Raw genomic sequence first — 12,117 nt, forward strand, 5'->3', positions numbered from 1 at the left:
ATGAAGACAAAACGGGCCAGAATCGGTCAATATTCAACAGTTTGTCAGTTGTGACCTCACTATTTGTGGGGAGCTTGCGCGTCAAACGTTTCGAAACCGCAGCATTGTCAACCAATCGAAGAAAGTCGGATTCTCGGTGAGAATTGCGATGTGCGTCTACCGCGCGTTATCAACGCGTTGATTCGGTCTATGTTGGTCAGCAGGTCGTGGCCGGGAAGCCCTGCATAAACGTAGCCAGCCGTGTCAGCCCCTCCCGGATCTCATCCGTCGACCGGGCATAAGAAAACCGCAGGGTCTGATGACCACGCACAGGATCGAAATCCATGCCGGGGGTCACGGCGACCCCGGCCTTGTCCAGAATTTCAGCAGCAAGGGCCCGGCTGTCGTCGGTCAGACCGCTGACATCGGCATAGATATAGAACGCGCCATCGGGTGGGGCGAAATTGCCAAAGCCGATCTTGGGCAGTTCCTCGATCATCATCTGACGATTGGCGGCGTATGTGGCAAGGTTCGCGTCCAACTCGTCCCGCGCATCCAGCGCACCAAGGGCTGCAATCTGGCTGGCGTGCGACGGACAGATGAACATGTTCTGGGCCAGCCGCTCGATCAGCCGCACATGATCCTTGGGCACGATCATCCAGCCAACGCGCCAACCGGTCATCGAGAAATATTTCGAGAAACTGTTGATCACATAGATGTCGTCCGACACTTCCAGTGCCGATATGGCACGGCCTGCGTATTGCAGACCGTGATAGATTTCATCAGCAATGAAGCTGGTGCCTTGCGCGTGGCAGGTGCTGATCAACCCTTCCAGCGCCGCGTGATCCAGCATCGTGCCTGACGGGTTGGCGGGCGAGGCGGTGATCAACCCGGCCAGATCGCCGGGGATTTCAGAGGGGACAGGTTGCAGGCGGTTATCCGCGCGGGTCGGAATGCCCACCGGTGTCAGGTTCAGAGCTTTCAGAATTTGCCGATAGGACGGGTAGCCCGGTTCGCCCAACCCCACCTTTTCGCCCGCGTCAAACAGTGCGGTGAAGGCCAGAATGAACGCGCCCGAACTGCCGGGTGTGACCACCACGCGCGCTGGCTCGATCTCAAGATTATACCAATCTTTATATAGGCTTGCGATGCCTTCCCGAAGTGCCGGAAGGCCAAGGGAAACGGTGTACCCCAGCGCGTCACCACCCATGGCATCCACCAGTGCTGCGCGGGCCTTGTCCGGCGCCGGGGTCGAGGGCTGGCCCACCTCCATGTGAATGATGTCACGCCCGGATGCCTCGGCGGCGCGGGCGGCTTCCATCACATCCATGACAATAAACGGATCGACAATGCCGCGGGTGGAGTTTTTCATGGCGTCCTCATCATGCTGCGCGCCCGTGTGGGTGCCCTTGGCGCGTAACAAAGTCAATGCTGCGCTGTCGCGGATATTGTCGCAGGCCAGTGCTGTTACATGGCGCGCCCGATTGCCAGAGTATTTGTGCGCCCAGGTGGTGCGACCCAACAAGAACGGACAAACGACATGACATTCACACGGACCCTGGCCATGACCACCGCGCTGACATTGGCCACGGCCCTGCCGGGCACCGCGCTTGATCTGACCAGCATGACGGATGATGAACGCAACGGCTTTCGTGACGAGGTCCGCGCCTGTCTTCTGGATAACCCCGAACTGCTGATGGAGGCCATCGGCGAGTTGGAGAAACGTCAAGCCGACGACCAATGTGGATACTGCCGTAAATCCTATGACGTTCTGCAAGAGCTTCTGGAAAAGGACAAGGGCGTGCGCCTGATCCTGAGGGAATTCCCGATTCTCAGCGAAGCCAGCATGCTTTCGGCGCGTTTTGCGATCTCGGCCAAGAGCCAGTTTGGGGAAGCGGCTTACGCCGCGCTGCATGAGGCACTGATCACGGTGCGGGGCAATGTAACGACCGAACGCCTGATCAGGCTGGGCGACGATCTGGGGCTGGACGGGCAGGCGATTGCAGATGGGATGAACACCCCCAATCTTGACACCGTTCTGGCCGAGAACCGGGCGTTGGGGCAACGGTTGCAGATCACCGGAATCCCTGCTTTCGTGATGCAGGACTGCATGGCGCGTGGCTAAATGCCGCTGGAGCAGATTGAACAGATCATCGCCACTATACGCGAAGAAAGCTGAAACCACATCCATTAGCGGCTGACCTTCCGGGCGGGGCTTGATAAGCTCCGGTCAGAACACAGCTCGGGCAAGGTCAAACCACAAGGTCAAACCACGATGACAAGACGGACGAAACGCGGGGCGGGGACGATCCTGCGGGCGGCGTGTTTCTCTGCCCTGATGGCAGGGGCAGGCTACGGGCAGGAGACGGCGGCGCCGATCACATCCGTGCCGCCGGAACCCCGGCCAGCGCAGTATGCCAGCGGCTTGCCCGATGTTTCTGCCGCAGTGACTATCGCCCCCCCTTCACGCGCGCCGGACACCGCTGCTCAAACGCTGACCGGGCTGGCGCGGCTGAAGGGCGCAGGGGTCACGATCACCGATCGATGGCGCGGCGCTGCGCTTGAGATCGAGATGTCCCGCGCGGTGCCGTGGCGGGTCTTTACACTCGATGATCCGCAGCGTGTCGTGGTGGACTTCTCGGAGCTGGACTGGGCAGGGCTTGATCCGCAAGCTGTGCTCGCGGCTTCGGACCGTATCGTCGAGATGCGGGCAGGGCTGTTTCGTCCCGGCTGGACCCGGCTTGTCCTGACGCTTGCCGCCCCGATGGTGGTGGAAAACGCATGGATGACCAGCGCAGACACCGCAGACAGCACAGCACTGATGCGGCTGGACCTTGCGCAATCGACGCCGCAGGCGTTCGCCGCAACCACCGGCGCGCCGGACAGCGCCGTATTCACCCCCGTCACGCCGCGCCCCATGCCGTCACCCAAAACCCGCCAGACCGGGTTTGGCGATCTGGTGGTGGTGCTTGATCCTGGCCATGGTGGCATTGATCCCGGTGCGGAACGCGAAGATGTGGTTGAAGCCGACCTGATGCTGACCTTCGCGCGCCAACTGAAAGAAACCCTGCTGCGGACGGGGGGCTTCAAGGTCGTGATGACCCGTGACCGCGATATGTTCGTCCCGTTGGAAGAACGCGTGACCATCGCCCGCCGGGCCGGTGCCGATGTATTCCTGTCACTGCATGCAGATGCCTTGGCTCAGGGTCGCGCGACCGGGGCCACGGTCTATACCCTGTCCGAAGACGCAACCGATGCGGCCTCGCAATCGCTCGCCGAGCGGCACGACCGGGGCGACATTCTGGCGGGCGTCGATCTGACCCGTCAGTCGGACGAGGTGGCGTTGGTCCTGATGGATTTGGCGCGCACCGAAACCACCCCGAGGGCCGAGGCACTGGCCGATGCTCTGGTCGAAGGGATCTATTCCGCCACTGGCTCCAGTTACAAATCCCCGCGCATGAAGGCAGGATTTTCGGTGCTGAAAGCGCCGGACATTCCATCGGCCCTGATCGAACTGGGGTTTCTGTCCTCGCCTCGCGATCGCAAGCTGTTGCAGGACGAAAACTGGCGCAGACAGGCGGCTGAGGGCATTCGCGATGCCCTGCAATACTGGTCGTTGCAAGACGCGTCGAAGGCTCAGCGGCTGCGGCAGTAAAACATTATATATCAGGTGGATACGCCGCCTTCTTTACAGTTTTGCAAAGAGGGCGACGTATGATTACAGACCCTTCGCGCGATAGCTTGCCGCCACACGCTTGATCGCCACGATATAGGCCGCCATGCGCAGATCATCAACATCATCGCGGGCATGCCAGACCTCGCGCATGTCCTGATAGGCGGTGCGCATCGTGTCATCCAGACCCGAGCGGACCAGCTCCAGTTCATCCGCGCCGCGCAGGTATTTTTCCTTGAATTGCGGTGTCATCGACCACGCATCGCCAAGGTAACGGTCCAGCCGTTCCAACTCGTCCACCACCAGTTGGTGACGGGCTTCTTCCTGACGCCGCTGCATCCGGCCAAACCGGATATGGCTCAGGTTCTTGACCCATTCGAAGTAACTGACGGTCACACCGCCTGCGTTGGCATACAGGTCAGGAATGATTACCGTGCCTTTTTTGCGCAGAACCTCATCCGCACCCGAGGTCAGCGGGCCGTTGGCTGCTTCGATGATCAAAGGTGCTTGAATGCGGTCCGCATTGGACAGGTTGATCACGCCCTCAAGCGCCGCAGGGATCAGGATGTCGCAATCGGTTTCAAGAACTTTTGCACCGTCCTCAAGGTATTTGGCGTCACCAAACCCTTTCACGCAGCCGTGCTGCACGATCCACTGGTGAACGGCTTCGACATCCAGACCCTCGTCATTGACCAGGGCACCGTCGCGTTCAATGATCCCGACGATTTTCGCTCCGTCCTCTTCTGACAGAAACTTGGCGGCGTGATAGCCCACATTCCCCAACCCTTGCACAACGATGCGTTTGCCTTCCAGCTTGCCGGACAGGTTTGCGATCGCGACATCCTCGGGATGGCGGAAAAACTCGCGCAGGGCGTATTGCACGCCGCGCCCGGTGGCCTCGACCCGGCCCGCAATCCCGCCGGCATGGGTGGGTTTGCCGGTGACGCAGGCGCGTGCGTTGATGTCGGTTGTGTTCATGCGCGCGTATTGGTCGGCGATCCACGCCATTTCGCGCTCGCCCGTGCCCATATCGGGGGCAGGGACGTTCTGCGACGGGTTGATCAGGTCGCGCTTGGCCAGCTCATAGGCGAAGCGACGCGTGATCAACTCCAACTCGTGCTCTTCATAATCGCGCGGCTCGATGCATAACCCACCTTTCGATCCGCCAAAGGGTGTTTCCACAAGCGCACATTTGAACGTCATCAGGGCGGCCAGCGCCTCGACCTCGTCCTGGTTCACGGCCGAGGCATAGCGAATGCCGCCCTTGACCGGTTCCATATGTTCGGAATGGACGGATCTGTATCCGGTGAAGGTGCGAATTTCCCCCCTTAGCCGCACGCCAAACCGAACCGTATAGGTCGAATTGCACACGCGGATTTTCTCTTTCAACCCTGTGGGAATATCCATCAATGCGACCGCGCGGTCGAACATCAGGTTTACGGAATCGCGGAAACTCGGCTCTTTGATATTAGCCATATCAGCCATCTTTTTGCACCTCTGCGGTCTTTTCTGCACTGCCGCAGAATCAACCTTCTGCGACGCTTCTTGGAACAGGTTAGGCTTAATTGCCACCAAAGCCACCCCCGCAATCGCCCGGCAATTGGTGCGAAAGTCGGGTCAGAAGTCGCCGCTTGCCGCTTCTGTCGCGTCAATGCGAACAATATTGTGTCTTTCCACTGACAAAATCACATTTGCTATAAAAATGCCTTAGTTTCGCCACAGCCATTGATAATCTACCAAAAGGTTAAACCGTGTTCTGGTTTACGAGTTTTACCGTGCGGGGGCATGGGAAGGGAGTTCGAAATGGCGCGACATAGTGACCGCTTGGGGATTATGAAATCTAGGCTGGCCAGGCAAGCTCGCTTGGGACGGATCGGCAAGTTTGCGGATGACGAGGATGGCGCGATGTTCATCCTTGCTATGTTTCTGTTCATCACGCTGCTGATCGTGTCCGGCCTGTCCGTCGATCTGATGCGATACGAGCTTCAGCGCACCCGCCTTCAGGCAACGATGGATCGCGCGCTTCTGGCCGCCGCCCATCCCGATCAGGAAAACGACCGAAAAGATGTCGTGATGGATTACTTCGCCCGGTCCGGGCTGGGGAACTATATCAAGAAAGAAGATGTGAAGGTCACAGTCGCGTCTGACGGCACGATGGTGACGGCCACCGCCAATATGAATGTCGGCATGCCGTTTCTGGGTGCTGTCGGTGTCGATTACATGAACGCACCTGCCAGCGGTGGGGCCGCCAAGATCAACCAGCTGACCGAGATTTCGCTGGTCGTGGATGTCTCTGGTTCGATGAAAGACAATGCGACAACAGGGAATTCGAAGATCTATGAGTTGCGCAAGGCCGCGACAGAGTTTTCGAACCTGCTGCTGTGTAACCCCAATGACGGCAGCACGTCGACAGATTGCACGATTGACAACTTCAAGACGTCAATCTCTCTGGTGCCATATTCGACGCAGGTGAATGTGGGGCAGACCTTGCTGACCAAATTCAACCGTCTGGATGCACAGACCGATGCCTATTGTGCAACATTTCTGGATGATCAATTCAACCAAGCGGGCATAAAGTCGGATGCCGATCCAATTCTGGATCCGGATCGGATTATTCGCCAGGCGGCGAAATTCTATCGGTATGGCGGAAGCTACAAGAACACCAACTCTGATGCTTATCTGTCCTGCCATACGGATTCCTGGCGCGAAGTCGTACCGTTTGAGGTTTCGCCAACGGTAATGAAAACCAAGATCCAGGCGTTGCAAGCGGAGGGCGACACCGCGATTGACATCGGTGTGAAATGGGGCGCGGCCCTTCTGCATCAAGAGGCACAACCGGCGATCACCAGCCTGATCGGTGACGGCGTGGTGAACAGCAATTTCGCCGGACGCCCCTATAATCCGGCCACGACGTCTTCGTCAAAGTTTCTGGTGTTGATGACAGATGGTCAGAACACCAACCACCACTATGTTTATGACGGGTATCGCACCGGGCCTTCGCCCTTCTGGCTGACCATGGCACCTTACAAGGACAGCAAGGGCCGGGACAAAGAACGCGAAATCATGTCGGTCTATAGGGCCAGCACAGATCAGTACCAATGGTTCTATTATCGTGGGTCAAGAAGCACCCCACGGACCGAATGGCATGACAAACCGTTCGGAGATGATCCCAACGATTGTTTTGGCTATCCCTATGACGATGTCTGCGCAACCGAAACGGGGACCAGCTGGTGGGAAGAGCCACGCGTCGCTGAACCGACCCGCCTGTCCTGGCAGAACTTCTGGAAAAGGGATTATGTCTGGGGCTATGTCGAACGGTTTAGCTGGCTGGGAGACCCTGGGCGCTTGATCTCGAACAGCAACAACTCGGACGGTGATGCGGCCAATATCGGCGATATTGATGAACGCTTGAGGGATCAATGCACCGCTGCGAAGAACGCCGGGATGACGATCTATACGATCGAGATGGAGACAAGCTCGTCGACGGACACAAGCTCGCTGGAATCCTGTGCATCTGTGAAAGGTGGCAAGCGCCTGCACTACAAGGTGACGAAGGGTGATAGCAGCGTGAACCTGTCACAGGTGTTCTCGAAAATCGCTGCGGACATCAACAAGCTGCGGTTGATCAACTGACACGGCAGGGCCGTCAGCCGACTGCGGCGGCCCACCGGAACAAAGTGTTTTCTTTTGCGCCCGTATCGAGGCGAAACGTAGAACGGAATGTAACGAATGAAACAGGTATTGCAGGCATATTGGCGGCGGCTGCGCGCGTCCGATGGCAGCTCGACCGTCGAATTCGTGATCTGGTTCCCCTTGTTCATGACCTTGTTCCTGACATCGTTCGAGCTGAGCTTTTACGGGATGCGCTCCATGATGCTGGAACGCGCGCTGGATTTGAATGTGCGCGATTTACGGCTGGGTATCAGCCGCCCTGCCAATCTTGCCGATCTGAAAAAGGCGATTTGCCAAGACACGATCCTGTTCAGGAACTGCGAAGAAGAGATATCGGTCGATCTGCGACTGGTTGATCAAGGCAGTTGGTCCCTGCCGACGGGACCAATCCCCTGCGTCGATCGCGCCGAGAATATCAAACCCCTGACCAGCTATTCACCCGGTGGTGGGGGCGATTTGATGCTGGTGCGTGCCTGTCTTATCCGTGATCCGTTCTTTGCAACGACGCCGTATGTTATGGGCTTGCCGCGAGACCCGTCGGGTGGGGTGTCGATTGTCGCGGTGTCAACCTTTGTGAACGAACCATAGGGATGAGCATGACAAACACATTCCTTGATAAAATGCGTTCTGCCGCGGGTCGGCGTCTATCCCTGTTTGCCCGGACCGAGCGTGGCACGGTGACAGTCGAAAGCGTCATCATTTTGCCGCTGCTTCTGTTCGGCCTGCAAGCGGTGCACACCTATTTCGATGCTTATCGCCATCAAAGCCTTGCGCTGAAAGCGAACTATGCGATCTCGGATTATTTGTCACGAATCGATAAGTATGACCGCACCATATTGGAAGGGCTGGACGAACTGTTTGAATATATGTCGCGTTCGAAAGAAGAAAGCTGGGTGCGTGTGACGGTCGTGAAATGTGAACTCACTTCTGCGGAATGCAATGACGCGATCCCGCGCAAGCTGACCCTGGACCCTGGCGATTCTCAGGCCAGTTATAACAGCGGTATCACAGGCCATACGCAAGCAACGATGCGACAGTATCTGGGACCACATATTCCCAAGATGTATGATGGTGAAGAACTGATCGTTGTGGAAACCGTCGCGAAATATGAACCGCCATTTGCCGGGTTCTGGACCGGGATATATCCGCGCAACACAGAACATGTGGTCGTCACAAGCCCGCGCGAGTATCAGACACTCTGTTATGATACGGCGGCGAACCCGTGCCCGGTACCTGTCACACCGTAAACCGGTGCTGCCCCGCGTTCGGTCGGGGCAGTCTGACCCAGATCGGCATATGGTCTGACAGGTCGTGCGCAAACCGCGCGTAATCGGGGGTTCCATCGGGCAAAAGACCGGGGCCGGCATCCATGAACAATTGTGTGAAATCAAACATGCCATAATCGAACTGATCCGGGCCAAGCGTGCCCGCCAGGGCGTTATGACGCCCACGTGGCAGGCGCGTGTCGTCGGCAAGCCACGCGATATGGTCATAAGTCTGGGTGCGTCGGGCGTTGGTGTTGAACGCGCCATCAAGGAACGGGAAGTTCACCTTGGCATCCAGCCGCCGTTTCGCGTTGATCCCGGTGACGTAGTTTTCGATCCCCACACGCCTGTCTTCGTTTGAACTGTCAAAATCCAGGTTCAGATCGCCCATGATCATGATGATCTTGCCGCGTTCGCTGACCGTCTTGCGGCTGTCATGCAATAACCACTCCAGCAGGGCGAAGAACTCCTGCTCGCGCTCGGTCTTCTTGCCAGAAACCAGATGCGCGTTGACCGCATAGATTTCATACTGCCCATCCGGTCCGTCGATCCGAAATTCGACCAGATATGGGCTGCGGATAAACTGCACGAATTTGGAAAACTGCGACCCCATGAGGCGCGTGGTGTTTTGAACCCAGGTCATCAACTGCTCCAGATAGCCGGGGTCGTCCTGACCCGGCACGCTGGTATCAAAGGACGCTTTCAGCGCCTCGTTCATGTTCGCGGCGATCGCCGTGCGGTCATAGGACAGGTCCGAGGCCAGATGACCGAGCCGGACGCGGTCATGACGAAACAGATAGGCAAAGCGTTCCGACATACCCTTATAGCCGGGACTGCGCCCGGTCACGTCGCTGTAAATTACGCCATAGTTGGGGTTAAGCGCGGCGACCAGTGCGTCCAGTGCGCCGGTATCGTCTTGTTGTTCCTGTATCGAAAGCAGGTCGGCCTGTGCGGCGATCCGTTCAATCATCCGTGTTGCGCCGGGGCTTTTCTTTGGCCCGTCGCGATCTGCCACCGCGCCAAATTTGCGGATGTTCCATGACATCAGGATGACCGACCCGTCGCGCCTCTCTGGCAGGCCATAGGCTTCGGGGTCTTGGGCAAGGGCCGCGTCCAGATGCGCCTCGATCTCAAGCCATTCGACGTCGGAGAATTTCTGGGCCATCGTTGCCTCAATCGATACAGTAATTCTGCAAGCATAGCACGAATGGACTGTGCGCGCTTCCCCACGCGCGAATTGTGCAATAATGCGCGACCACTGTTAAACTGCGCGCAATTGTAGAATGAACGGGTCGTCCCTAGATAGAAGCAAACGCCACATGACCTTCTGAAAGGGGGATACCATGTCCATTCGTCCCGTTTTGTCGGCCACCCAGTCGAAACCCACGCTGGAAGGCGCGGGTGTTCACCTGCATCGTGCCTTTGGCTTTCACGAGCCGGAAGCCTATGACCCATTCCTGTTATTTGACGATTTCCGCAACGACGATCCGCGTCTGTCCGAAAAGGGCTTTCCCTGGCATCCGCACCGGGGGATCGAAACGATCACCTATGTTCTGGCCGGTGAGGTCGAGCACGAGGACAGCCTTGGCAACGCAGGGCGTCTTGGCGCGGGCGATATTCAGTGGATGACCGCAGGGTCGGGGATCATGCATCAGGAAATGCCGCACGCAAACACCAAGGGGCAGATGCACGGGTTCCAGCTTTGGGCCAACCTGCCGCGCGATCTGAAGATGACCGCGCCGAAGTATCAGGACGTGCCATCGGTCGAAATTCCGGTGATCGAGGAAGACGACGGCACCAAGGTGCGCGTGGTCGTGGGGGATTTCTGGGGCAAGTCCGGTCCCGTTGATGGGATTGCCGCCGATCCGCTTTATCTGGATGTGAGCGTCCCGGCGGGCGTAACCAAGACCTTCCCGATCGACACGCGTCGCCAGGCATTTGCCTATGTGTTCGAAGGGGCCGGTGCCTTCACGGATGCTGCTGCGCCGCAGGGTGTGCTGTTGGAGAAAGAGGTCATGGGGCAGGAGGTCAACATTCGCGACCTGTCCGGCAACCGCACCGTGGTGCGCTTTGGTGCGGGTGATGACGTGCGCGTGCAGGCCGGACCCGAAGGCGTTCGGTTCTTGTTGGTCGCAGGTGCGCCGATCCGCGAACCCGTGGCGTGGCACGGTCCCATCGTGATGAACACCAAAGACGAACTGCGGCAGGCGATGGCCGATCTGCGCAACGGCACGTTCATTCAGCCTGCGCACTAACGCTCAGGTCACGGCGGCCCGGGTGTGATACTCGGGCCGGTCCCATTGGCGGGTCGCCATGGTGTCTGACAGCGTGGCCACGGCCCGGTCGACATCCCCGTTGTCAATATAAAGCGGCGTGAAGCCGAAGCGCATGATGTCCGGGGCGCGGAAATCTCCGATCACGCTGCGCGCGATCAGCGCCTGCATGGCGGCATAGCCATGTTCAAATCGAAAACTCACCTGTGAGCCGCGCATCGCGGCCTCGCGTGGGCTGGCAAGGGTCAGGTCAGGGCAACTGGCCTCGACCCCCTCAATGAACCGCTCGCACAGCGCAACCGACTGGGCGCGCAGGGCGTCCATGTCCACCTGATCCCAGATATCCAACGCTGCCTCCAGTGCCGCCATTTGCAGAACCGGCGGTGTGCCGACGCGCATCCGCTCGATGCCGGGGCCGGGGCGATAGTCAGGGTCGAAGGCAAAGGGCGCGTCGTGACCCAGCCATCCTGACAGCGCGGGCTGCACCCGATCGGCAAGGCGTGGTGCCACATAGATGAACGCGGGCGCGCCGGGGCCGCCATTGAGGTATTTATAGGTGCAGCCAACAGCGAAATCCGCATCCGCGCCCGCCACATCGACCGGGAAAGCACCCGCCGAATGGGCCAGATCCCAGATCACCAGCGCGCCGACCTTGTGTGCCGCCTTGATCAGCGCGGCCATGTCGTGTCGCCGCCCGGTGCGGTAATCCACTTCGGTCAACATCAGAACGGCAAGGTCGTCACCGATCGCCGTGATGCGGTCGCCAACGTCTTCTGGGGCAGGGGTTTCAATCCGGTATCCTTGATCCAGCGACCGCACCAGCCCCTCGGCCATATAGAGATCGGTGGGGAAATTGCCGCTGTCCGACAGGATCACGCGGCGACCGGGTCGCAGTGTCAACGCCGAGGCCAGCGCCTGATAGACCTTGATCGACAGGGTGTCGCCCACCACCGTCGTGCCCGGCGCGGCCCCGATCAACCGACCGATCCGGTCGCCCAGGGCGCGCGGCTGCGCCATCCAGCCGGCCTTGTTCCACCCGGTGATCAGCAACTCGCCCCATTCATCGCGCAGGCAGGACGCCACCCGGTCCCGCGCGGCAACCGGCAGAGGACCAAGCGAGTTGCCGTCCAGATAGGTCACGCCGTCTGGCAGGGTAAAAAGCCGTTTGGTGGCGCTGAAATCGGTCATGTGATGCTCCGGTCGCGGTTCGGTGGCAGAGTATGGGTTTCCTTGCTGACGGCAAGGTCATATCCGT

At 58.9% G+C, this 12,117-nt stretch carries 10 protein-coding genes; 6 read left to right on the top strand and 4 right to left on the bottom strand.

Annotated elements, in window-relative coordinates; translation table 11 throughout:
- Positions 1-196: 196 nt before the first annotated feature.
- The gene (locus AC13C8_RS06075; protein WP_482846760.1) at positions 197-1,351 is read right to left on the bottom strand and encodes a pyridoxal phosphate-dependent aminotransferase; all 1,155 of its coding nucleotides are present in this window, start codon (positions 1,349-1,351) and stop codon (positions 197-199) included.
- Positions 1,352-1,519: 168 nt separating this feature from the next.
- Here AC13C8_RS06075 and AC13C8_RS06080 point away from each other — a divergent pair, with 168 nt between their 5' ends.
- Both AC13C8_RS06080 and AC13C8_RS06085 read left to right on the top strand, forming a co-directional pair.
- Positions 1,520-2,104: a DsbA family protein gene (locus tag AC13C8_RS06080; RefSeq protein WP_482846718.1), complete on the top strand. Its 585-nt coding sequence runs from the start codon at positions 1,520-1,522 to the stop codon at positions 2,102-2,104.
- 150 nt (positions 2,105-2,254) lie between these two features.
- Positions 2,255-3,634 (top strand): N-acetylmuramoyl-L-alanine amidase, encoded by a 1,380-nt coding sequence (locus AC13C8_RS06085; RefSeq protein WP_482846719.1) that lies wholly within the window; start codon positions 2,255-2,257, stop codon positions 3,632-3,634.
- A 63-nt stretch (positions 3,635-3,697) separates the two neighbouring features.
- Here AC13C8_RS06085 and AC13C8_RS06090 read toward each other — a convergent pair whose 3' ends face one another.
- The gene (locus tag AC13C8_RS06090; protein ID WP_482846720.1) at positions 3,698-5,128 is read right to left on the bottom strand and encodes a Glu/Leu/Phe/Val family dehydrogenase; all 1,431 of its coding nucleotides are present in this window, start codon (positions 5,126-5,128) and stop codon (positions 3,698-3,700) included.
- Between the two features lie 327 nt (positions 5,129-5,455).
- Here AC13C8_RS06090 and AC13C8_RS06095 point away from each other — a divergent pair, with 327 nt between their 5' ends.
- The 3 genes from AC13C8_RS06095 to AC13C8_RS06105 all read left to right on the top strand — a co-directional run bounded on the left by AC13C8_RS06095 (position 5,456) and on the right by AC13C8_RS06105 (position 8,571).
- Positions 5,456-7,285, top strand: coding sequence for a pilus assembly protein (locus AC13C8_RS06095; RefSeq protein WP_482846721.1), 1,830 nt, complete (start codon positions 5,456-5,458; stop codon positions 7,283-7,285).
- A 96-nt stretch (positions 7,286-7,381) separates the two neighbouring features.
- Positions 7,382-7,912, top strand: a complete 531-nt coding sequence (locus AC13C8_RS06100; RefSeq protein ID WP_091430412.1) for a TadE/TadG family type IV pilus assembly protein — start codon at positions 7,382-7,384, stop codon at positions 7,910-7,912.
- A gap of 8 nt (positions 7,913-7,920) precedes the next feature.
- The gene (locus tag AC13C8_RS06105; RefSeq protein ID WP_482846722.1) at positions 7,921-8,571 is read left to right on the top strand and encodes a TadE/TadG family type IV pilus assembly protein; all 651 of its coding nucleotides are present in this window, start codon (positions 7,921-7,923) and stop codon (positions 8,569-8,571) included.
- On the opposite strand, the gene AC13C8_RS06110 is transcribed toward AC13C8_RS06105, so the two are convergent.
- Positions 8,561-9,754 (bottom strand): exonuclease/endonuclease/phosphatase family protein, encoded by a 1,194-nt coding sequence (locus tag AC13C8_RS06110; RefSeq protein WP_482846723.1) that lies wholly within the window; start codon positions 9,752-9,754, stop codon positions 8,561-8,563. The genes AC13C8_RS06105 and AC13C8_RS06110 overlap by 11 nt on opposite strands.
- A gap of 178 nt (positions 9,755-9,932) precedes the next feature.
- On the opposite strand from AC13C8_RS06110, the gene AC13C8_RS06115 reads away from it, so the two are divergent.
- The gene (locus AC13C8_RS06115) at positions 9,933-10,844 is read left to right on the top strand and encodes a pirin family protein (protein ID WP_482846724.1); all 912 of its coding nucleotides are present in this window, start codon (positions 9,933-9,935) and stop codon (positions 10,842-10,844) included.
- 3 nt (positions 10,845-10,847) lie between these two features.
- On the opposite strand, the gene kynU is transcribed toward AC13C8_RS06115, so the two are convergent.
- Positions 10,848-12,050: a kynureninase gene (kynU, locus tag AC13C8_RS06120; RefSeq protein WP_482846725.1), complete on the bottom strand. Its 1,203-nt coding sequence runs from the start codon at positions 12,048-12,050 to the stop codon at positions 10,848-10,850.
- Positions 12,051-12,117: the final 67 nt, after the last annotated feature.

This window comes from Aliiroseovarius sp. B-4 (genome assembly GCF_056857795.1).